At 54.2% G+C, this 24,420-nt stretch carries 24 protein-coding genes; 2 read left to right on the forward strand and 22 right to left on the reverse strand.

Annotation, left to right across the window (positions count from 1 at the left end; genetic code table 11):
• Positions 1–6: 6 nt before the first annotated feature.
• From AC3IYG_RS23620 to AC3IYG_RS23645, 6 genes are read right to left on the reverse strand one after another with little or no spacing between them, the layout of a single operon-like run.
• On the reverse strand, positions 7–1,776 hold the full coding sequence (locus AC3IYG_RS23620) for a GspE/PulE family protein (protein WP_489314016.1): 1,770 nt from the start codon (positions 1,774–1,776) through the stop codon (positions 7–9).
• A 2-nt stretch (positions 1,777–1,778) separates the two neighbouring features.
• Positions 1,779–2,465 (reverse strand): hypothetical protein, encoded by a 687-nt coding sequence (locus tag AC3IYG_RS23625; protein WP_489314015.1) that lies wholly within the window; start codon positions 2,463–2,465, stop codon positions 1,779–1,781.
• Between the two features lie 2 nt (positions 2,466–2,467).
• Positions 2,468–2,935 (reverse strand): hypothetical protein, encoded by a 468-nt coding sequence (locus AC3IYG_RS23630; RefSeq protein ID WP_489314014.1) that lies wholly within the window; start codon positions 2,933–2,935, stop codon positions 2,468–2,470.
• Positions 2,932–3,882 carry a hypothetical protein gene (locus AC3IYG_RS23635; RefSeq protein WP_489314013.1) on the reverse strand — a complete coding sequence of 317 codons (951 nt, stop codon included), beginning with the start codon at positions 3,880–3,882 and terminating at the stop codon, positions 2,932–2,934. Before AC3IYG_RS23635 ends, AC3IYG_RS23630 begins: the two co-directional genes overlap by 4 nt.
• Positions 3,882–5,534, reverse strand: a complete 1,653-nt coding sequence (locus AC3IYG_RS23640) for a type II secretion system protein GspD (RefSeq protein WP_489314012.1) — start codon at positions 5,532–5,534, stop codon at positions 3,882–3,884. The genes AC3IYG_RS23635 and AC3IYG_RS23640 overlap by 1 nt, the downstream gene beginning before the upstream one ends.
• A gap of 12 nt (positions 5,535–5,546) precedes the next feature.
• Entirely contained in the window at positions 5,547–6,461 is a 915-nt protein-coding gene (locus tag AC3IYG_RS23645) for a hypothetical protein (protein WP_489314011.1), read from the reverse strand.
• 132 nt (positions 6,462–6,593) lie between these two features.
• Between AC3IYG_RS23645 and AC3IYG_RS23650 the strand changes: the two genes are divergently transcribed.
• Positions 6,594–8,117 carry an HD domain-containing protein gene (locus AC3IYG_RS23650; protein WP_489314010.1) on the forward strand — a complete coding sequence of 508 codons (1,524 nt, stop codon included), beginning with the start codon at positions 6,594–6,596 and terminating at the stop codon, positions 8,115–8,117.
• A 9-nt stretch (positions 8,118–8,126) separates the two neighbouring features.
• Here AC3IYG_RS23650 and AC3IYG_RS23655 read toward each other — a convergent pair whose 3' ends face one another.
• The 6 genes from AC3IYG_RS23655 to AC3IYG_RS23680 all read right to left on the reverse strand — a co-directional run bounded on the left by AC3IYG_RS23655 (position 8,127) and on the right by AC3IYG_RS23680 (position 13,128).
• Positions 8,127–8,531, reverse strand: a complete 405-nt coding sequence (locus AC3IYG_RS23655; protein WP_489314009.1) for a hypothetical protein — start codon at positions 8,529–8,531, stop codon at positions 8,127–8,129.
• A 75-nt stretch (positions 8,532–8,606) separates the two neighbouring features.
• Entirely contained in the window at positions 8,607–9,959 is a 1,353-nt protein-coding gene (locus tag AC3IYG_RS23660) for an ATP-binding protein (RefSeq protein ID WP_489314008.1), read from the reverse strand.
• 5 nt (positions 9,960–9,964) lie between these two features.
• Positions 9,965–10,651 carry a hypothetical protein gene (locus AC3IYG_RS23665; protein ID WP_489314007.1) on the reverse strand — a complete coding sequence of 229 codons (687 nt, stop codon included), beginning with the start codon at positions 10,649–10,651 and terminating at the stop codon, positions 9,965–9,967.
• A 53-nt stretch (positions 10,652–10,704) separates the two neighbouring features.
• A complete protein-coding gene (locus AC3IYG_RS23670) occupies positions 10,705–11,595 on the reverse strand; it encodes a hypothetical protein (RefSeq protein ID WP_489314006.1) in 891 nt (296 codons plus the stop codon).
• Positions 11,585–12,388 carry a hypothetical protein gene (locus AC3IYG_RS23675; RefSeq protein ID WP_489314351.1) on the reverse strand — a complete coding sequence of 268 codons (804 nt, stop codon included), beginning with the start codon at positions 12,386–12,388 and terminating at the stop codon, positions 11,585–11,587. The genes AC3IYG_RS23670 and AC3IYG_RS23675 overlap by 11 nt, the downstream gene beginning before the upstream one ends.
• Before the next feature lie 569 nt (positions 12,389–12,957).
• Positions 12,958–13,128, reverse strand: coding sequence for a hypothetical protein (locus AC3IYG_RS23680; RefSeq protein WP_489332330.1), 171 nt, complete (start codon positions 13,126–13,128; stop codon positions 12,958–12,960).
• 69 nt (positions 13,129–13,197) lie between these two features.
• Here AC3IYG_RS23680 and AC3IYG_RS23685 point away from each other — a divergent pair.
• Positions 13,198–14,372, forward strand: a protein-coding gene (locus AC3IYG_RS23685; RefSeq protein ID WP_489309979.1) for an IS3 family transposase whose coding sequence is annotated in 2 segments (ribosomal slippage) — positions 13,198–13,465 and positions 13,465–14,372 — 1,176 coding nt in all. Because the reading frame shifts where the segments join, the coding sequence is not laid out codon by codon here.
• A 3-nt stretch (positions 14,373–14,375) separates the two neighbouring features.
• Here the strand turns inward: AC3IYG_RS23685 and AC3IYG_RS23690 are convergent.
• The 10 genes from AC3IYG_RS23690 to AC3IYG_RS23735 all read right to left on the reverse strand — a co-directional run bounded on the left by AC3IYG_RS23690 (position 14,376) and on the right by AC3IYG_RS23735 (position 24,392).
• Positions 14,376–14,786 carry a hypothetical protein gene (locus AC3IYG_RS23690; RefSeq protein WP_489332332.1) on the reverse strand — a complete coding sequence of 137 codons (411 nt, stop codon included), beginning with the start codon at positions 14,784–14,786 and terminating at the stop codon, positions 14,376–14,378.
• A 91-nt stretch (positions 14,787–14,877) separates the two neighbouring features.
• Positions 14,878–15,549, reverse strand: a complete 672-nt coding sequence (locus AC3IYG_RS23695) for a hypothetical protein (RefSeq protein WP_489314349.1) — start codon at positions 15,547–15,549, stop codon at positions 14,878–14,880.
• Between the two features lie 74 nt (positions 15,550–15,623).
• The gene (locus AC3IYG_RS23700) at positions 15,624–16,844 is read right to left on the reverse strand and encodes a DUF3150 domain-containing protein (protein ID WP_489314348.1); all 1,221 of its coding nucleotides are present in this window, start codon (positions 16,842–16,844) and stop codon (positions 15,624–15,626) included.
• A gap of 171 nt (positions 16,845–17,015) precedes the next feature.
• Positions 17,016–19,091: a hypothetical protein gene (locus tag AC3IYG_RS23705; protein ID WP_489314347.1), complete on the reverse strand. Its 2,076-nt coding sequence runs from the start codon at positions 19,089–19,091 to the stop codon at positions 17,016–17,018.
• Positions 19,092–19,202: 111 nt separating this feature from the next.
• Positions 19,203–19,430 (reverse strand): hypothetical protein, encoded by a 228-nt coding sequence (locus AC3IYG_RS23710; protein WP_489314346.1) that lies wholly within the window; start codon positions 19,428–19,430, stop codon positions 19,203–19,205.
• A 156-nt stretch (positions 19,431–19,586) separates the two neighbouring features.
• Positions 19,587–20,699, reverse strand: coding sequence for an AAA family ATPase (locus AC3IYG_RS23715; RefSeq protein ID WP_489314345.1), 1,113 nt, complete (start codon positions 20,697–20,699; stop codon positions 19,587–19,589).
• Positions 20,700–21,022: 323 nt separating this feature from the next.
• The gene (locus tag AC3IYG_RS23720) at positions 21,023–21,277 is read right to left on the reverse strand and encodes a hypothetical protein (protein ID WP_489314344.1); all 255 of its coding nucleotides are present in this window, start codon (positions 21,275–21,277) and stop codon (positions 21,023–21,025) included.
• 88 nt (positions 21,278–21,365) lie between these two features.
• On the reverse strand, positions 21,366–21,863 hold the full coding sequence (locus AC3IYG_RS23725) for a hypothetical protein (protein ID WP_489314343.1): 498 nt from the start codon (positions 21,861–21,863) through the stop codon (positions 21,366–21,368).
• 504 nt (positions 21,864–22,367) lie between these two features.
• Positions 22,368–23,042: a helix-turn-helix domain-containing protein gene (locus AC3IYG_RS23730; RefSeq protein WP_489314342.1), complete on the reverse strand. Its 675-nt coding sequence runs from the start codon at positions 23,040–23,042 to the stop codon at positions 22,368–22,370.
• Positions 23,043–23,147: 105 nt separating this feature from the next.
• Positions 23,148–24,392, reverse strand: coding sequence for a DUF7146 domain-containing protein (locus AC3IYG_RS23735; RefSeq protein ID WP_489314341.1), 1,245 nt, complete (start codon positions 24,390–24,392; stop codon positions 23,148–23,150).
• Between the last annotated feature and the right edge of the window lie 28 nt (positions 24,393–24,420).

Here is a 24,420-nt window from a genome sequence, read left to right on the forward strand (position 1 = left end):
CAATCTTTAAAGCGAGGAAAGGTTCGGTTGAGCGGACGTGCCTTGACGATGATCAGATGCTCGAACTGGAACAGGAGTAGATTGCCCTGAACCCAAAGGTGCATTCACCTCAACTCGATCCACTTCGTATGGCTTGAGCTGAGCTTCAAGCTGTTCGAAGCCGATAACCCCCTCTGCAATAAGCCGAAGTCCGTCATCCCAAAGGTCTTGGAATGTGCCCTCGGCGATTTGCTTGCGACGCAGGATTGCCGGGTTTGCCCCATTCAACAGAGCCACCTGAACATCAGCAGTCAGCTCAAGAATTTCTATGATGCTGTGGCGCCCCTTCTCTCCAGAGAAGCCGCACTGCTCGCAGCCGCCGACCTTTGCCTTGAAGACCTTTGCCTCGCCTTTAAGCGCGGAAAATGCCGGATTCTGGCCGTACTGCTTCAAGCGCGCATGATCCTCTTGAAGCCGGTACTCGACCTTGCACGCAGGGCATAGGCATCGCACCAGACGCTGCGCGAGGAACGCCGTGGTATTGGTCACGATGAGGTCAATGCCGATCCCCATACGCTCCAGGCGCCCGATGGATTCGTGCGCGTTATTCGTGTGGAGAGTGGTAAGAACGAGGTGGCCGGTCATCGCTGCTTTGTAGCCAAGCTCAGCGGTTTCCTCGTCACGCATTTCACCTACAAGAATCACGTCAGGGTCTTGGCGCAAAAGGGCACGCAGAGCTTTGGCGAACGTAAGAATGTCAGTGACCTCGGTATGGCTCATACCGGGCTGCTGCATTTCTACCGGGTCCTCAACCGTATGGAAGTTTCGGTTGGGATTGGTGTTCTGCATGTTGATCAGCTGCGCGTAAAGCGCAGTAGTTTTACCGCTACCTGTAGGGCCGGTCATGACCAGCATACCGTTCGGGTAGTTTCCAAAACGCACCAGCTTTTCGAAGTTAGCCTTGGACATACCAAGCCGACCAAGATTGGCGAGCGTTGTGTTGTTGCCCAGCAAGCGCATTACCATTTTCGGAGAGGTTTCCGAACGGCGGCTTACTGGCAAAGTAGAGACACGAAGGTTGATCGACTTGTTGCTATCGAGTTGCAGCTCGAACTTTCCATCCTGCTGATCCAGGGTGTGCAAAGGGACTTGGCAACGCTGTTCGAGGACGGCACGCACCATCGTTTCGTACAGAGGCAGCTCGACTTTGCGCTGTGCCCGCAAGATGCCGTCGATGCGAAACAGCAGATCAACCTTGTCTGACTGGTTTGGCACAAAATGAACGTCACTCGCGTCCATGCGGGCAGCCAAACGAATCAGGTCCTCGACTTGCTGGAGGGCTAGCTTGTCATCTACTGCTTCGATCCGGGCTGTGTCGTCTTGACCGTAAACAGCCCTGACCTGAGAGAGGTAGCTGTTGGAAACCACGCCAATGCTGTTGACCGGAATATCTTCCCGGCGAGCCCACGCAGTTGCACTGCTGACCATCTGGGAATCAAACGGGTTCGTGACGCAGAGATAGTCGCTATAGGCGAGCCAACTATCCTGCGGTCCGGCGCAGTGAATCGGCAGACCTTCTTCTGTTACCGAAAGGTAGAACATGCTCAACGCAACTGCGGCAGCCTCAGCAACTGCGTTGTCATCCTTGGCCACTCGAACAGCGTCAGTGATGATCGCCGCCATGGATTCGGAAACAGGCTGACTCTCAGCGATCTGAGGTGTGACCTTGCCACCCCTTACAAGGTGCTCGTAGACCTTGCTCTGGGCATGGCGGATTTTATCCGTGTGATAGCTCATGATCAGTCGTCCGCATAACGGACGGATTTCGTCCAGTCGATACGAACTACGCGAGAACCGTCTTTGCCTTTGAGGGTCGCGCTGTCCACGCCCAGCTTGGTGAGTTTCTGGTCGTAAATGCTCTGGCCGACCTGCACCTCCTGGAAGCCCTCATTGGTGAAGAACACAGCGGTGCTCCCACGAAGCTCGACAAGACGAAGAATCTTTTTGCCTTCGGCCTTCTCGCGCTCGGAAGGCTTTTCAACCACCTCAACCTTCTCCTGCTCGGGCTCAGCAGGCTTTGCGGCTTCGGGGCGAACAGGCTCAGGCAACGGAGCCGTGAAGGCAGACTCACCGAACAAACCCTGGCCAGCTGGAACAGGGATTACTGGGTCGGCACCGTTGAAGGGGTCAGATGGGTTGTAGCCTTGAGCGCTCGGGGCACCACCTCGGCGGCGAACCTCAAGGGCCAAGCGCTCCATGTCACCGATACCCTTCGGGACGCCCTGCGGGTCCACGATGAAACCGGCGTCACTCATGTCTTTAAAAGACTTGGCCATTTCAGCCTGAATTTTCAGCCGGTCCCGGTTGTACTCCATTTCTTGCAGGGTACGGTTGCGGGATAGCAAGCTATCCTCCGCCCCCTCAGCAAAGGCGCCGCTCGAAATGGTTGCTGCCACAGCGAGTGCGAATACGCTTACTTTTTTCATGCTCAGATACCCACGACTGCCAAGTACATTTTGAACTCACCGTCACCCATGCTGTAGTCGAGTAGGTAAACGGGCTCGGTTTCCTGAATTTTTTTGACAACAGCCAAGATGGTTCTTGCATCCCCATCGACCATGCCACCCCAGTACCGCAACGGCCCCACGTAAGAGCTGACAGAGCCGTTCGCCATGCTTCCGTCATCCGGCTTCAATTCGAGGCCGCTTAACTCCAGCGCTGCCGATACCTCACGCCAGGATTCCTCCAGAGGCGGAAGAACAGGCGCAGCCACGTAGTCGGAAATATGGGCCTGTGCCTCCTGAATGTCCTTATCCAGACGTGCGAAATCGCTCGGCAATTCCCGAGTGGCTTCCAGTTTGAGAGTGACAAAAACGCAGAGGACCAGAGTGCCCAGGATGGCCGCGATCATGCCGCTGCTCATGCCGTTGAGTACCGATACAGACGACTTCTTCATTCGGACGTAACCCCCAGTGAATCAATGCCTTCATCCCCTTCCGGCTCACTGATAGTGACCCGATAGGAGAGGTCTGGTTGAAGTTCGGACACGACACCTGGGATCACAGACGCGGGATCGACGGGGGCATTTCTGGGCGTAACCAGAACATGCGAACCTGCGAAGCCAATCTTCATGTCGTCAGTGAGCGGCGGTGTAATCGACATGGGGTAAAGCTCAAAAAACTTGAACAGCTGCGACAGCATCGCTGAGTCATCTGGGCGAGTGATCAGGCGCTCAGAAGCCAGCGACTTGACACGACCCTCCAGCTCATCAATGAGAGTTCGCTTTGTGTTGTAGTCGGCCATGTGGCTCTTGTAGATGGTCTGCAAGCCATAGTTGGCAGCAGCAGCTACCACCAGAATGAGCCCGCAAAGACTGCCCACTACGAACCAGCGCCGCTTGTTCTCCGCCTTCAACTTGCCGCTTTGCTCCAGGCGGGTATAAGCCGGCTGAGGTGGAAGCTTGAGGTCCTGGAGGTCAACGTTGATGACGTTCGCGGTGCTAACGTCTACATCAAAGTTGTCGGGGATGTAGCCATTCAGGTATTCGCCGGACGACAGGATGCTTTCCGGCGAATCCATGTCAGTCGTTGCGTCAATCAGCAGGTACAGGCCACCTGAATCGGTGAGCTGGAACGTTACCAGCGGAGCACCGAGGCGAACCGCATCGTTGTAGAACAAAATCTGCCAAAGGCCGTAGACCTTTACCCCCGGATAGTCATCACGGAGGCGAGAAAGATCATTCTCGGAAACGTAGATTGCAGGGCGCCCGTCTACACCTCGGGGCTCCACAATCGCAAACGTTTCCGTGGCCTTGTCAGCTTGCAGAGAGCCTAGAACGTCGCGGACAACAACGACTTCCTCGCCACCGATTGTTATCGGCTTACCGAGGCTGAACTTGGCCATCAGCGAGTGCCCTCAACAACTGTCGGAGTAACAACCAGCACCAGCTCGCGACGCTCAAGCTGGTTGTTGAGGTTCTGGAACAGCGGATTAACGAGCGCCTTGGTGACTTTGTTCTGCCACGGCAGCTGCTCCAGCGCCTTATCCAGCTTCTCGGTGATCAGACCGCCAAGGTGAACCGACTCACCAGAATTACAGATCAGTTGAGTGGAGAACTCTTTCAGCGCAATGCGCGGAGTCTCGAAGCTGAAATCGCCAATTTGGATGGTGTCGAAGGAATTGAGGTTTGCAATTACCGGCGTCACATCCACAAGAAGACGCTCGTCTTCAAGTACGCGAACCGTGACCGCGAGGGTTACACCAACCTTCAAGCGCGCCAGCTTCGGCGTTACTGTGATGTTGCCGCTTTCGTCCTGGCTCTGTTCAACGTCCGAGATATAGGTCAGTTCCTCGCCCGCATAAATCTGTGCCGGAACACCGTTGCGCACGGTTAGGTTAGGCTGATCTTGGAGTTCTACCCGCCCGAACGTTTCGAGGAAGCTGAGGAATGCTCTCGCGTTTCCACGGTCCCCGGTGAAAGTGCCGGTGAGGTTCCAGAAACCGCCGCCAGACAAGATTTGAGACTGGTTGGCGAGGCCTACGTTAAACAGGTTGCCCGAGATACTGCCAAGGCTGATTGCGTCCCAGTTGATACCCTTTTGCTTTCCATCTTTCAGGACAACATCGTATGCCTTTACCTGCACGTTCACGATCTTGGTGGCGTCAGAAACTGCCTTCTTGAGATAGCGATCCAGAATTCGCATCTGAGAGGGCTTACCGCCTGCCGTAACAACACCGACCGAACGAATACCCTCAATGAAAGCCTGCCGGCCATCGTTGAGCGGCTGAGCGATCTGCTCAACCGAAGGGCCGAAGTTCAGGCCGACCATCGTGCTGCCATCAGGCATCTGGGTGGCACCGGAAGGCATTCCGCTAGCACCAACCGCTGTGCTGTCTGCGCCGCCAGTAGGGGCGCTAGGGCCAGCTTGATCCGGCTGCGGGGCACCGATGATCCGGCGTGCGCCATCCATGATGGTTTGCCACTCGTCTTCGGACAGGTTTATGCCGATAGTCGATCCAGTAATGTCGTTTTCAGCCTGGGAGCTGTCGTCGCCCGCCTGGGCGCCGCGAGACTGCTTCGAAGTAACGATGCTGTCGATGTTACGCGTCGTAGCAAATGCCGAAAGGTTCCACTGCTTCGTTTCGAAGTCGGAGACATAGACGCGCTTGCCCTCCAGCTCGATATTCAGGTCACGCGTGCCTTCGATGTACTCGATAAAGTCATTGAGGTTCATGCCCTGAGAGGCAACATCGATGGGGTCGTTAAGGCTTACCGAGCCACGCGGAATGATCGAGTATCCCGGCAGGGTTTCCTGGAGTACCGAGCGCAGGGACATGCTCTGCGAGGTGAGGAAGATTGGGCGCTGCATCGCCATGTCTTCGGTGCGAATCTCACGCACGAAAGTCGTACCGCGAGCAGCTTGCATTGCCACTTCACGATCCGGCGTCAAATCCCCATATTGGGTTTCAGCATCCATATCAAATTGGCTGGCGCACCCGGCCAGCGCTGCCGCAAATGACAAGGCCAGGGCCAGTCTCGATTTAACTTGCATCATTGTGAGTGTCCCTTACTTGTCGCGGTCGGTGATCAGGAGCATTGGTGCAGGGTTGCCGTTGGCATCGGTCAGGTCCCAGAAGTAGGCAAAGCGAATACGGGAGTCGCGCACCGATGTGGTCAGCTTGCGCAGCGCGAGGTCGCGAGGGTCAGTTGAAATGAACTGATAGCGGCGATCAGCCAGCTCCGGGCGATTACTGAACTCCACCTGCACACGCCAGCCTGCCGGCATGAGGCCGCGTGCAATTTCTTCCATCGTTGCGGACTGATACTCGGCCTTGACCGGCTCATTGAGGACCACAGTCGGATCGATGCGCTCTAGCTGGACTCGCTTCTTTGCCGCCGACTCGATAGCGACTGCGCTGCTCTCAGCCATCATCAGAATCTGCTGGCTCTCTTGCTTAATCATCGCAACGTGATTGGCGCCCTCGGCCTTGAGCTGGGAAGCCTCCGCCATAGCAGATTCGTTCAGCTCCAGCGCCTGATTGATGCGGCGCTCTTGCTCTTTGATCTGATCCAGCTGCCCCTGAATGGAGGCTCGCTGTTGTTCGAGAATGCCAACGCGCTCGTTTGCCTTGGCAATCACCTCGGCCTGGGCGTTTTCCACAACCCGCTCTGCATCGACCCTTGCCGCTTCGAGCTTGGCCTTATTCAGCTCAAGATCAGAAAGAACCTCGCGATAGCGACGCTCGGTTTCGGTTTCCTCGACGGAAATCACTGGGGCATCGAGTGACAGATCGATCACGGCAGCTGGGGCCGGCTGTGTCTTGTGGTACTCAACACTGCCGGTGACGCTTTGCGCCTTACCTGCTTCGTACACGCGGTCAAAAACAGAAAGCCCTTCGGCGCTGGCCATCGCTGCATCGCTGTATGCGTGTGCGTTGGCTACAGAGAGGGCAACGGCTAGGCCGACTAGAGTTTTCTTCACGACTACCTCGAACGGTTTTCAGGGGTGTATTTCTCCTAGTGCATTCAAGGAGCCCCCAAAACGGCAGGTAGTTGAGTGGAATCAAGAAAAATTTTTCACCACCATGGGCTTCTGAATTTTCGGGAGGCCCCAATGGCGAGCAAACCAACGGTCAAGAAAAACACTGGGATTTTTGCCACTGCCGTATGTGCCCTGGTGGCCCTGATGGTGTACGCGTACTACCTGATCCAGACGAATCAGCACCTCGACGTGCAGGCGGCGGCTCTCGCAGGCAACTGGTATCAGTTCAAGCCCGCCTGGGCCAAGCAGATTGTTTCAGCGGGAGGATTCACGGGCACCGTCGCAGCCCTGCTGCTGATCATGCTCCAGGGTGGGCTGTACTTCGGAGTTGCGTTCCTCGGAACCTACTTTGGGTTTCAGCACTTCGCTCGAAAACCAGAGCAGAGCAATGAGCCTGTCGCCACCAAGGCCAAACAGGTTCACGGCGTCAACAGCGCTGAAATCAAAGGTTCAGATTTGATGGTGATCCTTCCCAAATACCCAGGCAAATCCAAAGGCGAATGGGCTGGCGGCAAGATCGACAAGTCACCCTACGAGCAGAATTTCTACCGTATCGACAAAGCCACGGTTGGCACTCGCGAAGGTGTCGAGCTGACCCCACACAAGCGCCTCTACATTTGCATTTATGCCATGTTAAAGGCGCACCCTGATGTGCCCGCAAGCATCGGCGGCCACCACGCAGACACCGACCTGTTCGAGCACTCGCTGTCCGTGGCAAAAAAGGTACAGGCGTACTTTGCAGAGCGCGGAAAGGTTGAGCCCTTAGCTCAAATCGCAGGCCTTGCTCACGACTTGGACAAGCTTCTGGCTTACAAGAAGAACGGCGACACTTGGGGCAAGAACGTAAACGCGACCCACCACAACAAGTACGCGGCCTATATCGTCTCAACACAGCCAGAATTCCGAGAGCTTCCAGAGGAAGACCGAAATATCTTGGTGCTTGCCCTCCGCTATTACCACGACCCTGAAAACCTACCAATCGGCGCCAGCAACAGAACCGAAACGCTGATCCAGGCACTGAGGATGTGTGACGGATACGCAATTAAAGAAGAAAAGGCAGCAGCAGTTGAAAGCCTCACCGATGAGCAGATGGAATCCATAGAAAAAGCACTGCTCGACACCATCTGCGAGCTGAACATTAACGGATACCTGAACAAAGCCGGCCATGCTGGTGGGTGGACTACTCCGGCATTGGAGTATGTGATCACGCCTATGTCCACAGTGCTTGAGCTTCTTGGCAAGCATCTGCCTGTCGAGTTGAATCGAAAACTTCAACTCGACCACGAAACACGCACGTTTACTCACCCGGCCTCGCGCCTGATCAGCCAAAGGCTGAACCAGTTAGGCCTGCTAATGACCAGCTACAAGAGCTTCGAGTCAGAGTACGGGCTTTATGATTGCCGCATCGGAAGCACGCGATTTAGGGCTGTGCTCATGATCCAGAAGCAGGAGTTAGAGAAGCTACGGCCTGGGCTGCAAGAGAAGTGGGGCGCCGCCGCATACCGCGTGCGGATTACGAGCGCAACGACTGACAACACAGTGCAGGGCGACAATGACGTAGACGAAGAAGAACCGGATAAAGAAAAGGAGGCATAGCCTCCTTTATCAATCCTTGAGAACCCGCAGGGCGCTCTCAGTGCGTGTTACGCGCCGCGCCCGATCAACATCGCCTAAATCGTTCCAGCAGTTGTAGGCCTGCTCATATACGCCATCACGCTCTGCCAGACGACAAAGCATGGAATCACGCTCATACCCTCGAAGATAACGCTTCGAAAAAACCTCAAGCGTGCCATCCCTTCCCGTATCCCAGAGCAAGAGGGCAACGGTATCTACGGCCTTCTTCTCCACATCCGAACTCACCCCCAGCGACTTGAATAGCAGCTCACCATCTGGGGTGCGGTACATGTAACTGCCAAGCAAGCGCTCCGCGTGCTCGAAGTTCCCGGCTTTTACAGCCTGGGCCGCAAGCTCAATCTGCGCCTCGCGCTGGGACTTGCTCTGCTTCGGCATTTCCCCCCCCGTGTGCGCAGAGCACCCGGCTACGGCAATTGCGAACAGAACAGCCATGGAGACTTGACGCATAAATCAGTCCTCTTTGAATTGTCGGACGCAGACGTACTTTTGCCCCGCGCTATAAAGGCAGTTCTCGCGAAACTCTAACTGTTTCAGCTGATTCGGCTTGAGGCTGAACATCCGCTGCATTTCCTTAGAGCTGGACTCAGGCGTTTTAAGCAGAAAGTAAAACGCGAAGTTCCGCAGCTGATCTTGGGTCACTTGGTCAGGCTGCTGCACACCCATCCAGACCCCAAGTCCGAAACCGCGACCCTCGGTTGCAATCCGGTTTACCGGGCTTAGCGGCTGTTTGGAGATAGCCTTTGCGTGCTTGCCTTCGTCACAAACCAGGATGTGGCCAGCGCTCTTTGGGTCAACGTTGCCAGTTAGCTTGGTCTTTAGAACAGCCATCGCAAAAATACGCCTCGCGATAATGTCCATCATGATCTGCTGATGCGCCGAAGAAATGTTTGTCATGTTGTAGACGTTAATCATCCCCTCGCGAACCTTGGAGGCCTCACCAGTGAACAACCGGCTATCAACCATCTGGCCAATCGTATCTCTCAATGAATAAACAGAGGTCTTATTCCAGTGCTGCCATTCCTCACCAACTCCGTTACGACTTAGCTCATCATAGGTGAGCTGGGATTTGATGATTCCTGCAATCACATTGCAAGCAACGTCAGCTTCTTCTTGGCACAAGAGTGAAATCGAATCGGCGTCCTGTTCCTCGTCCTCCGCCTTGCGAATTGAGGAAAGCATCTTGCGCTTTGCACGGCCAATTTCATTCATGATGGTGCCGACAGAGCCAGAATCGAGGCCGCTGACAATGCACTGATAAACAAGGGTCAGCTTGTCATAAACATCGACGAATGTAGGAGCCTTCTTCCCCCAGGAGGTTTCATCTTCGTGATCTATGCCGAAGTCCGTGTATACGGATTTCAGGACTTCTCCCAAATAGCCTAGCTGAGTAGAGCCAAGCTTCGGGTTGAATTTTATGGCAAGCTCTTTAACCGCCTCGATTGTCATCGTTACTCCGCCACCATCTTGGCTGCGGGGAACTTGAAGTGGGTTTAAAGACGAACCGCCATCGAAGTAAGAAAAGTTAATGACGTTGAAATCGCTTTCCGACACTAAATGCCCAAGCCCTTGAGAGATAAAGTTCTGAGCTTGGAAGTCGCCCTTAACATCGACAATATGAAAAGTAGTTCCACGCCGATAAACGCGAGCAATCATATTCCGCAGTGTCCAGGTCTTACCTGATCCGCTTGTACCTAGATAAACCCCGTTAAAATTGTTTAATAGCGGGAAGCTCCAATCGATTGCCTCACCCTGAGAGCAGTAGCCAATTAGAATCTTTTCATCAAACGGCAAAAAAGAAGACATTCAAATTACCTTGATAGCGGCGCGTTATGGGTCTTTAACTCCATGACGGCTTCATAAAAACTAAGCGCAGATACGATCACGGCTGGCCATTGCTGTTTCTGGACACGCCGGTATGCAGAGTGACACTCTGAACAGCACAAGTCCTCAGCCTTTAGCTTCATTGCGGTAGCCGGTGTATTAGGGACAACCACAAATGCTGCATGATCGTCACAGTCGCACTCACAAGCAATTCCACCCTTCTGCAACTTGACTGGCCTCTCGTCGAAGCTGCCTTTAACCTTTGCGGCAGGCTCTGCGTCGGGGTTTATATCCAAGACAAGCTCAACCCATTCATCGCCGTGCGCCTTGTCGAGATTGACCCCGCGCTCAGCGCAGCGAACCTCCATCAGCACATGCGCCAGCTCATGAGGAACCACCTCATGAAAGAACGTCGAGAAGTCCTGCCACACGAATAGCCCCTGGAATCGTATTTCAGCAATTCCATGAACCTCGCCATTGATCTGCATGAGCGTGACCTTGGACGAAGAATGCTCGGCCATGCCGTAGTCGAATCGCACATCGACCCAGACCCGCTCGCTTGGAAATAGTCGCAGGCGAAGAATTCTGTCCACCTCGCGGACTATCTCCACCTCGCGAGGAAGCTGAGCGTTATGTTGCTGAACTGTCGGTGCAGGAATATCGATAATGTCCATATCTATCTAGTGCCCCTGAAAAGGGCAGCGAATCAGACGCAGGGACGGCAAAACTATTCCAGGTATGAATCCCAGCCCCGGAAGTCACCAGCATTTCCCTGATCGATTAGCTCTTGCAGACGGCTGGCGTCTTTGATGGACTGGATTGCCTTGAGCGCATCGCGGGTCATGCGCGGCCATTTCTGGTTGCCGATAGCCCAAACCACTTTTCCAAGTCGCGCCAACTCAGGGGAAGGCGCCGCGTGCCCGGACAGTGCTTCCCGTGCAGGCATAGTCGGCGCTCGCTCTTGGTCTGGCACCTCTGCAATCGGCCCATCGCCTGTGGATTTTTCCGCGCATGCGCGGACATTTCGAGGGGGGGCCATTAGCGACTGGACGGCAGCATCGCTGAGCGATGGGTAAAGAAGCCTCCCATATGCGAGGCAGTGTGCGGCTATTGCGATTTGTGCAGCTCTGTCTAGTTCAATCTCGATTCGAGTCCCCTGCCCGTCCTGCGTGGCGTCAGCGCACAAGCTCACAATACGCTTGCCGGCCCTAACGACAGCAACACCTCTGACACCCTTTGGCGCTCTGCCTGAGCGGACGGCCCGATAGCTGAAATCATCGGCCTCCCCAGTTACAAAGTTGGATAGCTCGCTGGCCGCACCAAGGTCGAGGTTGAATGTAATCCTCGCTCGATCATTGTTGAGTAGGTAAGTCCCATCAACCTTACGGGAGAAGTTCAGGTACAGGCAGTGACTTACTCCTACGCACTGTCTTGCATCGTTGACCGAGTTGTACACACACAGGGCGACCTGCAACCCTGCATTGCTGAATATCTGGTGCGAGCTTGGATAAATACCCTTTCGGGGATCGCGATCATTGGTTGGCTTGTACAGCCACACATTGTTGGCTAATGCGCCAACAAGGTATTCACGGTGAAGGCCTTCAAAGTCAACCAGCATGGGCAGCCCTAATTGCAAAACGTCTACGATGGAATGCAATCAATAATAACGCCCCGCCAATCCAAACCCCGTGCGCAGTCGTATCTAAGAGGTAGAACAGATCGCGGATCATTCCGTGAATTCTGACCCCCGTTTTGGGATCAGCGATCACACGAACATCCGGGCCATTCCGGTGGTAAAGGACTACAGCAACACCGTCCTGCCCTAGGTCATTGAACACGCCGAACCCGTGCCCCACCTCCCCGTCCGGCGTGTTGACTTCGTAAAAGGTGTGTACCCCTTCAACCTGCTGTTTGAATGCCCCTGGCAGCTCGCCAGAAACGATTTCATCTAATCCCCAGCATGAGAGGCCGGCAGACTTGCACTCCGCCTTGATGGCTGCACTGGGAGTCGAGAGCATAAAGCTATTCCCCCACGCAGCATCCTTTGCCCAACTAGGAAGCACCTGCTGTACGAGCACGAAATGGAACAGCACCGATGTGGCCAGAACACTCAAGCTGGCGAAGGCCATGATGATGCGGTCGAAGCTACGCAACCAACGAACTACCGCGAAAAGGAGCATCAGGATAGGCGTGAGAATCATCAGTCCCACTGTTGCGATTTGAGGGTTTCGCCCCTCCGGCAATATCACTTCACCAAGCCAGAAGTGCCCATCGGCAAGGATGAAAACGCAGGCGAACGAAAACGCCCCGAGTGCCTTCCAGGCGCTCAGAGTTCGTGTGATCGATAGGGTGAAGCAGAGGAATATCGAGAAGAAGATGAGTACGTGGTCGATTTCGGCGAATGGGATCAAGGGAGCCTCCTGTGTCTGATAACAGGTTGAAGGTGCCCATGCTTCTGCCGCAACCGAACTGTGTGCAGAAACGCCAGGGGGTCCGGTGCTTACCCAACCGTACCCCCCTCGACGTGCCCAGGCGCACGCGCAGTTAATCTGATCGGGTCCCCCTCTCAGATCGCAACACTGCCGTTTCGATAGTCTTCGTAGAACTCATTGTCAGCGAACAGTACGTATACGTTGCTGTCGAATAAGTCGTGCTCTCCGGGTGGGCAGCTACCGTAGTAACCACACCCTCGGTATGTCGCCCTCAAGTTGCAGTTCAGTTTGTCGATGATGACCTTGAGTTGCGGCTCACCAAATGACGCAGGGTAGAACAGCTTGGGGAGGTCATAGCGTGCAATGACACCTACCGCCCCGCCTTGAAAGTTCGGGAGAAACGTCACTCCGATTGAGCGGAAGTGATCTACGTCTATTACGTTCGGTGTCATCGGAGCCTCGCTTACTGTGGGTGTCACCCCGAAACTCACTTCGCAATGGGCTTCGGGGTGACACCCACAGGCCAAGGCCTATGGAGTCACCAAACGTTAGAAGAAGGTTTCGATAACTTGGCTTACCCCGCCAACAGCAGAGGAAACCAGCGTGATCAAAACACCACCCAGGAGCATGTACCAGCCAAGCGCACGGCTTTGACGGCTGGAGACAGAGCGGTCCTGGTACATGAGGTAAAACTCGCGGTCGGCGGTATTCGCCTTCATGACCTTGTGGTGGTCTAATTTCCCTGGACACCTCGATAGGTGGAAAATCCACCGACAGAGGAGTCATGTATGAGCCGTAAACGCAGAGGGTTCGACGCCAGCTTCAAGCTGCAAGTCGTTCAGATGGTTAAGGAACAAGGCCTGAGCATTCCTCAGATCTGCCAGGATATGGATCTTGGTGAGACGGCAGTTCGTCGTTGGGTTCAACAGTACGAAGCAGAGCTATCCGGGCAACCTGGGATAGGTAAACCGCTGACACCCGAGCAGCAGCGGATCCGCCAGCTCGAAGCCGAGAATCGTCAGCTGAAACAGGATAACGATCTGTTAAAAAAAGCATCGGCCTTCTTTGCCCGGGAAATGAAGTGATCCATCGCGTGATCGCTCAGGAGCAACAGAAGGCCATGACCACAAGGCTCTGCCGGCTGCTCGGGGTCAGCCGTTCGGGGTATTACGCCGCACGGAGCCGCCAGCTGCGGCCGATCAAGGCGTGTCCGGTGGTCGTATCCCTAAAAGCCCTGTTCATGGCGAATGGTAGGGCTTACGGCAGCCGTCGCTTGCAGGCAGCGCTCAAGGCCCAGGGCGTCTACGTGGGGCGCTATCGGGTCAGGCGAATGATGGCTCAACACCAACTCCGTCCAACCTGGAAGCGCAAGTTTGTCCATACAACAGACAGCAAGCATGACCTGCCGATAGCGGGCAATATTCTGAATCGGCAGTTCAATCCTGAAGCGGTCAATCTGGCCTGGGTCGCCGATATCACCTATATCCGCACACGCAGCGGCTGGCTGTATCTGGCCGCGGTAATGGACTTGTACTCGCGCAAGATCGTCGGTTGGGCGATGGCGCCGAACATGCCAGCAGAACTGGTCTGCTCGGCGTTACAGATGGCGATTGCGCAACGCCAGCCCGCTGCGGGACTGGTCGTTCATTCGGATCGGGGCAGCCAGTACGCCAGCGCAGCCCATCGGGCCGTGCTTGAGCGGCATGGCTTGGTGATGAGCATGAGCCGCAAGGGTAACTGTTGGGACAATGCGGTGATGGAGCGCTTCTTTCTGAACCTGAAAATGGAGCGGATCTGGCAGCGTGACTACGCCAATCACGCCGAGGCGATGACAGATATCGCCGACTACATCGTCGGCTTTTACAACAACGTGCGTCTGCACTCGAGTCTTGGCTACCAGCCGCCAACGGCTTACGAGCAGGAACAGGCAAAACAACCTATCGCAGTGTCCGAAATTATTTGACCACTACATCTGGAGTTCAACGACTTCATCATAGAGGACACCCAACTCCAACTTCGCGTCGTAGTCGAGGCCCAGCTCGTTGTAACGGATTCGCAGCTCGCCGGCCCCTTGGGCGTAGCGATAAACGAACTTTCCGTTAGCAGGGTTGTACACCTTCAACAAATCACCGCGCTTTGCGAGAAAGCCTTCGCCTTCCTTCATGCGGTTGTTGTTGATGCGGCAGATGTGGTCTGTAGCGTCAGCCGGACTCAGCGAGTGAAGCTTGCTGATCGGCTGACCGATTACGTTGACCCTCGCTGCAAAGTAACGCTGGATCGGGTGAGGATCGAACATTCGAAGCATGCGCCAGACAAGGCCGCAGATCGCAACGAATGCTTTTTCAGCGAAGCTCATTTGAGCGGTTTGAGTTTTCATTTCTTTCTCCAAAGGCGCTCGGTCGCCTCGATAATGCACACACGTAGGTGGCATCAACCCCTGCCGCCGAGAGAGGCAGGGGATTGCCTTTTCAGGCAGATTTCAGTTCCAGTTCATCGTCCAGTTCTTCATGAGGCGTGTCGGCATTTCGGCCAGCAGCACGCTTCTTCTGCATGTGTAGACGCTTCGTGATCCGACGCAACGACTCACCCTTTCGGGATGCGTCGAGGAAGTCGTGTTGCGTCATAACAGCAGTGAAGGCCTTGAGCAGTTCATACGGGTCTTCTCTCTCGTCTGCCTTGCGGAGTCGATAACAGAACAACCAGTAGGCCCACTTGGGCAGCCATGAACCTGTGTCGTCATAGGTTTCTTCCAGAACCCGCTGGGCGCTGGATTGGACCATGTACAACGTGCAGTCATGCAGGAGCGAACCTCTCTTACCGAACTCACGCTGCCCAATAACAGGCTTGGTAATCCGGTAGGAGTAGAACAGTCCATCTTCGACCCACTCCCCATTCCTGATAACCGGAGCCATAAACAGCGCTTGCTCCAACCTCTCGATTGTCGCGTTCTCTGTAAACGACTCGGTTCCAGTCATGGACAAATTGTCATCATCCTCCAGGGTGGCGAGGTATCCGCCGTGCCCCCAGATTTTGCGACGATCCATCTTTGCCGGAGCGCTAGGCTTCGACGCCGTAGGAGCTTTGGGTTTGGATGCTTCTTTGGTTTCGACAACATTGCCGAACAGATCGATTGCTTGCATTGCGGTGTCCTCTAGAGGCGCACCACTACCCCGTAGGGCGTGGTGTGCCCATACGGGGTGGAAGGGTTTACAGATCAATCGAACAGCGAGGAGCCCATGAAGCCGAGGCCCATGAAGCCATTTTTCACAGCAGGTTCAGCCTCCACTTCGACCTCTTGCGAGGACTCCATTTCAGCTTCTTCTGCCACCGAAGCGGTTACAACCGGCGCAATCACAGCAGCGGACTGCTGAACTGCACCATTGTTGTTGCCCGCTGTAGCAACAGCTTGCTGCGCGATGCCGTTCGAGACTGCATGCGAGTTAGCCACCATTACTGGCGGCATTTGGTTGCTCACATCAACAAGCGGCTGCTTGTCACGCAGACGAGCCAGCAGTTCATGCTGGTCGCCCATCGCTTCAAGGCAAGCAATCAGGTTGAGGAACTGCGACGGCTGCAAGCCCAGGTCCGCCTCCACGCTTTTCGGCATGAAGCCCAGAGCTGCGTCAATGACCGAAGCCAACGGCGCAACTTGCTGGTGAACGAAGGCAAGGCCGTGAAGCTTTTCAGTAATTTGCCCGATACGAGCTACCGTCCGGTAGTTGATGGTGTAGACGCCGTGGTGCGGCTTCTTACCATTCAACACTTTCAGGATTTCGTTGCTCTCACGGGTCAGGTACTGAACCAGAGCACCAAACACACCCTCACGCAATGCCACCAGACCTTCGCGCTGAGCCTTGAACAAAACCGGGTCAAAATCGGCCTTGGTTTCGTCCAGTTCCAGCTTGATTGGTACAGGTGAGTAAGCGAAGTTCATGCGGCTCACGAAGTGCTCCCAGGTGGGTTGGCGCTTACGGAGTGCATCAACAAGCGTGTTTACAACATCGGCAGGAACACCCTCGCTGTACGCCTCAGCGGCGATCAGCGAGATACGGTCGTTACAGATGCTGGCGTAGCGATGGCTGTCTTTCTCGATCTGCGAGGCCCAGTCAGCCTTGATGGCTTCCAGGTCTTCGATCTTGGCAACAGCTTCGGAACGACTGCTTACAACGCCCATTTCGACCCGAACGGCAGCGCCACGGTCCAGAACGGTGTTGGCGCGGTCGCGGAGACGTGTGTAGTTGTTCAGAAACTCTTTCGGGAAAATTTTCTCCTGTACGAGTTTACGGGATGCGCTTGGCAGCTCATCCACGTTGATGCCCAGCTTTGTGAGGTCGAACTGACGTTCGGCACTCATGCAGCTAATCATCAGGTTGAACACTACAACTTGGTCGTCGTTTACAGCGGTACGTACTTTAGAAACATAGGTCTGAGTCATGGCCTTTCTCTCACCTGCCGCCACAGGGAAATTTTTTGAACGTCCGGTGGCGGATGCCGGACGTGTTGAGCTGCAATGAACTCAAGAAACATCCGGCGTGAGCCGAATGTTTTTTCAGCCCACTAGGGTCAAGCAGCCCCCATTGCTGGGGGCTTGATCAGTTACCACATCTCACTTTAGGAACTCAGCCACCTTGGAAACCAAGGCGGGAATAAGTCCTTCTGCGTTTTCTGCATTTGCGAACTTGATGTTTGCCGATTGCAGCCAAGAGCAAGTCTTGGCCGAACCAATCACCAGATAGATGACCTCTACGCCGCCCTGGAGGACGGTATTGGTCATTTCACGGGCGTGCTGAACATCATCTGGCAATCCATCAGTGATCACGAAAAGCAGCTTGCGCTGAGCTTCATGACCCATCAGGCGAGCGCCTGCTTGCAGGACAGCTGCACCGATTGGGGTGCTGTTGCCACCAACAAGCCGGTGCATACCAGCGATGCGATCCAGCGCTACACGGTGGTTATCCCCGAAGGTTTTCACCATGCAGTTGAGCTGACCACTGCTCGGGGCAAAGCCCAAGATTTCGCGAGGTGTACCCACCTCATGCAGCACTTTTTCAATCAGGGTCAAAGCAATGCGAATCTGCTCTGCAACTGACGAACCATCACGCATCATCGCGGTCGAGCCGGAGAGGTCAGCGGTGATAGATACGGCAGCGGTTTCCTCGACGCGTTCTTCTGCTTTCGCAAAAACGCGGGAGTCGTCCAACGCAAACCGATGCAGATTCCGCTCGCACAGCCGGCCATTACGGGCAGCGTACTCGTCAGTTTCTTCACGATTTGCAAGCAGTGCGCGAAGGCGGTTGGCCATCACATTAGCTTTGCGGCAAGTCACATCAGCAATGACGTTGGCCATCGAACGATCCACTTCCACAACAGGCATGCCATCGGCAAAGCCATCAGCCTTACCTGTCCCGGTAGCGAAGTCGAAAACCAGCCCTTCAATGACGGGCTGACCCTTGTAGGCCTCGTTGGCACCATTGCTGATGCCTTTGGCCAGTTCTTTGATTGCCGAGCCCTTGTCGAACACCTCCTGGTTGCCCAGTTGTTCATTCAACATTTCCTCGACCAGCTGTTGCAGCGACTTGCCGTTGTTGGCATCAGCACCCGAACCACTCTGACTTTCGCCTTTGTCGTTTTGGGAGCCTTTACCTTCGCCAGCATTACCACTGTTACTGTCAGAGCCAGCATTCTCAGCTTTGCCTTCGCCCTTCCCTTCACCTTTCGGCTTGGAGTCGGAATCGTCGGCACCATCTTCGCCTTTGCCTGAACCTTCACCGCCTTGCTCAGACTTGGAATCGTCAGTATTGCCGTCGCCCTTTCCTTCACCTCGCGGATCAGAATTGGAGTCGTCAGTTTTACCGTCGCCCTTGCCCTCGCCTTGAGGTTGAGATTCATCCGGCTTAGCTTCACCCTTGCCTTCGCCTTGCGGATCGGACTTGGTGTCGTTGCTTTCGTCGGAATTGCTTTGATTGGATGAGCTGGAGCCTTCGGCAGCATCCTGGCCTTCGTCACCATCGTCAGATGGGCTCGACTGGGATTGCTCTTGCTCTGCAAGATTTTTCAGCAGGTCAATGATTTTAAGAGCCAGCGCCGCACCATCCTCAGTGGACTTTACGGCGGGAAACTCGGCGTCCAGAAGGTTGCGGAGCGCAGGAATCACTTTGTCCGCATGCTCAGCCAAATGCTTGCGCAAATTGACTTCGATACGGCTTTCAGCAATGCCCACGGTAGGCCAACGCTTGGCAGTCAGGTAGGCGAGGCAGTAGCAAGCCACTGCTTCACCCAAACTTGCCGAGCCATCCCGAAACTGACCGCGATTGATTAGAACCATGGTCGAGTCAAGCAGGTAACGGGATGCCATCTTTTTCCAAGCAGCCATCGAGCCTTCCATGAACACGTCATCCAACGCATTCAAAAGGAATTGAGCGAAAGAGCCATGCTCCTTGCTGAACGCCTGGAAGAACTTGATGTTGCTCTTACGGATGTGTCCGACTTCGTGGAACGCATTGCCTTTGAACAGCACCAGATCATCGGGTGTCAGTTTTTCAGGCAGCGCAGGAACCCACAGAGTCTTGCCATCAGTTGCCGCGCCAACGTTATGACCAACAACTACTTTCAGCTTGTTGTCACAGGCCAGCGAGCGGAGGAACTGAATCCAACCTTCGGGTGCAGTTTTTACAGTACGCATATCAAACTCCTTACCCATTGCTGGGTGTTTTGAGCCCAGCATGGGCAGTTCCCAATCCGTAGTGCAGGATCAGGCCCAAGGGCCTATTCCTGCCCTTGAGTGGAAGTTGATTTAGATGGTGCCCAGCTTCTGCATGGCAAGTTCGCAGGCGAGCCGGCTGGCTCTGCACTGCATACCGACCATTTCGCGCTTACGGGCATCACGAACGGGGTGCAGCTTTTTCAAGCGAGCTTCCGCGACCGTGTAGGCCACAACAGCGCGAACAATTTCCAAGCGGCACGAAGCAGTTCGGAATGCGTTGCTGATCACTTTCTTTGCGTTGCTGATGATTTCTTTCATGGTTTTTGCTCTCACACGCCGCGTCGTGGATTAGGTTTTGCTTCCAGGTGCGGAGACTGGAAGGTTTGAGCCGTGGGCTCGGATAAACCTTCCAGCGTGAGCTGGGAGGTTTATCCCAACTCACAGGAGAGCCCCCCCTTTCGGGGGGCCTGTGTTTTATGCAGCTTCATCCCAATTGAGCTTGCCGCCATCGAGCAGTTCAAGAAACTTGCTCGCTGACGACTTGTACTCATTGGGTAGTTCAAGTTCAGTGCCGAACGCCAACTCGTAGAAGTTGGCAGCGACTTCCTGATCCGATTCCTCCATGCCGGTGTAGATCGCATCAACAAACGCTTTCGCGCAGTCGGGGATCATCTTCGGCTTACCATCAACAAGTTGAGTGGCGTCGAACTTCGCGTACACCAGGGACTTGCGTGCCCAGCGTTGAAGTTCGCGGAATGAAACGGTGTCAGTCATTTCGCCAAGCTCAAACGATGCACGAATGCGAATCGCCAGCTCGACCATGAACTTCGCAACCTCTACCGGCAGGATGCCCATCGTGGAACCGATCAGAGCTTTCAGCTCAAGGGACGGCTTCATGAAAGTCATTTTGAAGCTGGTAAAGCGCGAACGAACTGCACTGTTTTGAGTATTGACGCCTGCGTAGCGGGGGTCACGACTCATCTTGCCGCCAGTGTTGTCAGTGGCGAACAGACGGAACCGAGAGTTCCGCTTGATGGTCATGTTGCCTTCAACCAAAGCAAGAGCGTCTGGCGAAACGGTAGGGTCTAGGCCGTGGTGCTTGAGGGTGATGACTTGATCACCGTTCAGCACATCGTTGATGGAAACCAGCACGCTGGGCTTAATGGCTGCAATCTCATCGATCAGCACGGCAATGCCGTGACGCAGACAGTAGCTCAACACACCATCAACAGCTTTGACGCTGCCATTTTCGATAGTTTTAGACCCCATCAGATACGTCTCATCCAAGCCAGGACCACCAGTGATGGTCATGAGCGGGATATTCAAACGCGCACAGAACTGCTGCACAAATGACGACTTACCAGTGCCCTTTTCACCCGTGAACATCATGTTTTCGGAAGACGCGTAGGAACGCAGCACCCGAGCAACCATGTCTGGCTCAAACACATATTCAGGGTTGATAGCAGGGACGTAAGGGGAAGGGTTTGCATCGATCTGAATCAGTTCCTCGAAGCCTGGGATCGGATCGTTAAAACCGAAAGCTTTGTGGACGTAGATAGATTTTTTAGCTGGTTTAACTTGAGTCATGTTGTTTCTCCGCAACTGCCGCGAACAGTGCATATTGATTTAATACCTAGGTCGCGGGGACTAGGTATGGAATTGAGAACTCCAGAAAAACACCTAGCCCAGAGGGCCAAGAGTTTTTCTTGCAGCCCTCTAAGTAACAGAGTTATCGCCCCTAGCCCGAAGGCTAGGGGCGATGTTTTACGCGACTATCGTGATGGGTTTTCTTGCCACTTAGCATACAACCAGAGACTGGTTCCAGCGATGAGCAGCAGTGTTACACCAGCATTTGCGATAATGTCGAGCATTTGATTCACCTATTAAAAGACGTAGAAAGGTCGAGCGAATTACTTCCTCTTGTTTCTCTTTCTTCTTCTTGGTGGACGTTTCCTCTTGGTTTTGACCACATTGGCCTTTCCCTTCGATTTGGCCTTCGGAAAGGCTATCTTGAGGTCGGACAAGAACATCACCAGCAATACAACTGCGGTGATTATGGACACTGGCTTGTAAAAATCTGCCGGTATTATCCAGCCACCAGTTAAACCTAGAACGAAAACGTTGATGCTATAGGCCGCAGCCTTGATTTTTGAGCTATTACTCATTTTTATTTCCTCACTATTTATAATCGGCTAATAAAACCAACGCGTGAGGAAATCCCCGGCGACGTTGGAAACCGTCGCCGGTAGGTTTTTAAGAACGCAATTCGTAACTCGGCATCTTTACAGCAGGACTAGCAGCGAATTGTATCTCACTGTTTGCACCACTTACTTGACGCATAAGCACTCGGTATTCCACCTTCTGCTTAAAAGAAGCTACTACTGCATCCATGGATCGCCCCTCCAGTTGCTCGCTCCAAACCCCAAGCCACATGGCCTGAAATTCATTGCGGAACTCCTTTGAGAGCAAACGATGAATACAGATAATTTGTGATTCTGCACAAACTATCTGAATGGCTTCGTGCCCATCTTTGGCACGGATGAAAACGCTGTTGTTGGCAACGTACTCCATCTTCTCCAAGTGACTCAATTTCAAAGGCGCAAGCACCTCATCAATCAAAACACCTTCTGCAAGCATGGCAGCGACATGCGCTGAGCCACGCTTAAAGGAACTTTCAAGCTCCGCCTTGCGACGCAGTTGAACTTGCCTTTCAGAATGGATTAAGCACTTTTGATATTCGCGATAAGCCATTTCAGTTCTCCACCTGCCGCACACAGGGGTTGTAATGAATACCCGGTGCGCGGAGGCCGGGTAGTTACGCAGCGCGCAGACAATACCCAGCCGGAGCTGAATAAGATCAGCCCGAGGCGTGAAGTCCCAAAATGGGAAATGAAGTTCCAGTGACGCAAAGCGTACAGGTACGTTGTTGTCGGCTGGTAGATTGGTCTAGGACCTTCTTTGCAAGGGGTGCAAAGAAATCAACGCGAGGCTCGCGTTAAAATTGAATAAGCCTCCTGGCCGTATCTACTCAACTGAGGACACGGTTGGCTAATTCGATGAGGCATGACAGAGAAAATCTGGATGCCAAAATGGTTTAGCAATGTCTCCTTTCCTGCACATGATGACATGTGGAGGTTAGGTCCAGAAAACATCCGCGATGACGCGAAGGTGGTCTGGTTGTGCAAGCAAGCTTGGCACATAGAACAAGCCTTTTTTATCGCATCCGCCAGACAATCGCAAGCGTCAAGCAAACACTTATGGCGTCGTTTTTTCCGCGCATGCGCGGAAAGCGTGCATAGCCCCTTGGCGAACCAATGCGGTAACAAGCATGCACTGCTTAGCCCGAGCAAGAACAAGCCCCTTACCTGGAACATCAACAGGGTAAGAACCCTCGGCAATAGCTGCGCTGACGCAGCCATACGAATAGTTGCCGATACCATGGCGAATGATGACGCGATCACCTACGCCTGGGACTCCAGACGGCTCTACGACAAGAGCCCACCCATCGAGGCCAGTGGGCGCAGATGCGGCATCGAAGATCAGGCAAAATGCACTGTTGTCATGAGTAGGGAAAGGAAGGCCGAACGCGGTTAGAAACGGCTCTCCCCAGCTGCCCCGGCTGACCGCCTTAACCAAGCTCACCGGGATCATCCGGGCACCTGAGAGCCACCCCACTGAACCCTCGGCGTGCGCTAGTCGCGGGGATATTTCAGCGGGATGAAAATCCAGCAACTTCGAAAGTTTGAGCAAAACCTCACTGGAGAGAGCGATCTTCCCACTAAGCACCCGATTGAAAGTGCTCGCGCTTTGCCAGCCGCAATCCGCTGCAACATCGGCCTGGGTAATACGCTTTCGAAGCTTGGCACGGCGAAAGGCTGCACGAAGGCGAACGCCTTCTTGCTCTCGAATAATTGGGGATACGTCTGCCATACAAAAGCCGCGCAGTTAGGTTGCGCACATTATGGTCTAAACGGGTGTGAATAAGGAGGCTGCCTGCCTACCGCGCAAAGCGCGGCAGGACAGACAGAAAAGCGATCAAACGACATTGGAATGTCGCTTGAGAACACCACCTTTTACCGCAAAGGATTTGAGCGTTTGGAATCGGTAGTAAGACCCTTTGAGGTCCAACACACCTTCTTCAACTATCACATCTTCCCAGTCTCGCCCCTTTTCGCTTGCTGGGTTTCCGTTAGGCATCATGAAGGTCACGTCGAAGCCCTCATGGTAGAGGCGACGTGCGAGTTCCCAGGCAAAGTATTGTCCATCACCAACTGGACGACGACGCTTCGGATTGACCGGATCGTTATCGCTCCAGATGACAACTGCATCGTACTCAGCCCTGTCCACATGCAGCTTGGGTAAGCTACTGCATGAGTAAGCGACTTTCACGGACTCACCTGTTGCCAGATGAATTGCCCAGCCCTTCTCAACGCCCTCAGTTACGTGCAGAACACGCCCCTCAGTTTTGGCGACAGATATGGATGAGCCCCGGAACCTCGGCAACGGCGAACAAATCTTTTTGACTTTGCTCACTGGAGCCTTTTCTCCCTCGGCGGTTATGAAGATGCGGTGAAAATTCACCACACGTCCATCCACTGAACGGAACGCACTTACTACAGCAGGGAAAATCCCTGCGAGGACCTTCTTTTCCGGGTTGCTATCGTCATCCACCCAATACTCTAGAGCTGGATGGAAACGAACGTCCTGGATGTTTGCGTTAAGCGGAATACCCCGTTTTTTGAAGTATTGCCGCGCAGGCGCAGCGCTTGGATGATCGAGGGGCACTAAGTCTCGGGCTATGAGGTCTAGCTTCCTCTTTCTCTCAGCGATTTTGTCCGGCGACAAAGAGCTTGAGCTTTCAGCTGGGCGTACCACTTTCGGGGCCGTTTCCTTGCGTACATGCTCGCCGCTGGTTGCTGGACTCAAAGCCTTGAAGATTTCGAGCAGGCACTTGGCATAATCGCCGCCGCCTATCCCGTCTTCCATCAATAGCTCAACTGCGCTCATACCGCCATCTTGCATGCAGGTACAAATTGCCCTGCCGATATGGCTTTGTTTCTCGGTGGAATCCGAGAATCGGAAGTCACCCTTACCTCCACCCTTGCCGTGACGTGACGGAAAGGGACAGTCTGTTAGCCGGCCTACCTTGGCGAGGGCATGATCAAACGTGTTGGTCATTCGACCGATCACGTTTAGCCAGCCTCCGCTCTGATCGACCAGCGTCTGGACAGTTACCGATAGAGGTTCAGAGAACTTCGATTTTTCACTTTTGCGGTTCATAGCTGCCTATCTCCTAGGAAAAAGGCAG

It is taken from the genome of Pseudomonas sp. KH_027 (assembly GCF_057838565.1).

Coding starts and splice junctions, on each gene's coding strand:
- AC3IYG_RS23665 (WP_489314007.1), bottom strand. CDS start 10,651: ATGGACATTATCGATATTCCTGCACCGACAGTTCAGCAACATAACGCT.
- AC3IYG_RS23725 (WP_489314343.1), bottom strand. CDS start 21,863: ATGGCTTATCGCGAATATCAAAAGTGCTTAATCCATTCTGAAAGGCAA.
- AC3IYG_RS23670 (WP_489314006.1), bottom strand. CDS start 11,595: ATGCTGGTTGACTTTGAAGGCCTTCACCGTGAATACCTTGTTGGCGCA.
- AC3IYG_RS23710 (WP_489314346.1), bottom strand. CDS start 19,430: ATGAAAGAAATCATCAGCAACGCAAAGAAAGTGATCAGCAACGCATTC.
- AC3IYG_RS23630 (WP_489314014.1), bottom strand. CDS start 2,935: ATGAAGAAGTCGTCTGTATCGGTACTCAACGGCATGAGCAGCGGCATG.
- AC3IYG_RS23735 (WP_489314341.1), bottom strand. CDS start 24,392: ATGAACCGCAAAAGTGAAAAATCGAAGTTCTCTGAACCTCTATCGGTA.
- AC3IYG_RS23690 (WP_489332332.1), bottom strand. CDS start 14,786: ATGAAAACTCAAACCGCTCAAATGAGCTTCGCTGAAAAAGCATTCGTT.
- AC3IYG_RS23715 (WP_489314345.1), bottom strand. CDS start 20,699: ATGACTCAAGTTAAACCAGCTAAAAAATCTATCTACGTCCACAAAGCT.
- AC3IYG_RS23640 (WP_489314012.1), bottom strand. CDS start 5,534: ATGATGCAAGTTAAATCGAGACTGGCCCTGGCCTTGTCATTTGCGGCA.
- AC3IYG_RS23705 (WP_489314347.1), bottom strand. CDS start 19,091: ATGCGTACTGTAAAAACTGCACCCGAAGGTTGGATTCAGTTCCTCCGC.
- AC3IYG_RS23660 (WP_489314008.1), bottom strand. CDS start 9,959: ATGTCTTCTTTTTTGCCGTTTGATGAAAAGATTCTAATTGGCTACTGC.
- AC3IYG_RS23730 (WP_489314342.1), bottom strand. CDS start 23,042: ATGGCAGACGTATCCCCAATTATTCGAGAGCAAGAAGGCGTTCGCCTT.
- AC3IYG_RS23695 (WP_489314349.1), bottom strand. CDS start 15,549: ATGCAAGCAATCGATCTGTTCGGCAATGTTGTCGAAACCAAAGAAGCA.
- AC3IYG_RS23650 (WP_489314010.1), top strand. CDS start 6,594: ATGGCGAGCAAACCAACGGTCAAGAAAAACACTGGGATTTTTGCCACT.
- AC3IYG_RS23625 (WP_489314015.1), bottom strand. CDS start 2,465: ATGAAAAAAGTAAGCGTATTCGCACTCGCTGTGGCAGCAACCATTTCG.
- AC3IYG_RS23635 (WP_489314013.1), bottom strand. CDS start 3,882: ATGGCCAAGTTCAGCCTCGGTAAGCCGATAACAATCGGTGGCGAGGAA.
- AC3IYG_RS23620 (WP_489314016.1), bottom strand. CDS start 1,776: ATGAGCTATCACACGGATAAAATCCGCCATGCCCAGAGCAAGGTCTAC.
- AC3IYG_RS23700 (WP_489314348.1), bottom strand. CDS start 16,844: ATGACTCAGACCTATGTTTCTAAAGTACGTACCGCTGTAAACGACGAC.
- AC3IYG_RS23680 (WP_489332330.1), bottom strand. CDS start 13,128: ATGAAGGCGAATACCGCCGACCGCGAGTTTTACCTCATGTACCAGGAC.
- AC3IYG_RS23655 (WP_489314009.1), bottom strand. CDS start 8,531: ATGCCGAAGCAGAGCAAGTCCCAGCGCGAGGCGCAGATTGAGCTTGCG.
- AC3IYG_RS23720 (WP_489314344.1), bottom strand. CDS start 21,277: ATGAGTAATAGCTCAAAAATCAAGGCTGCGGCCTATAGCATCAACGTT.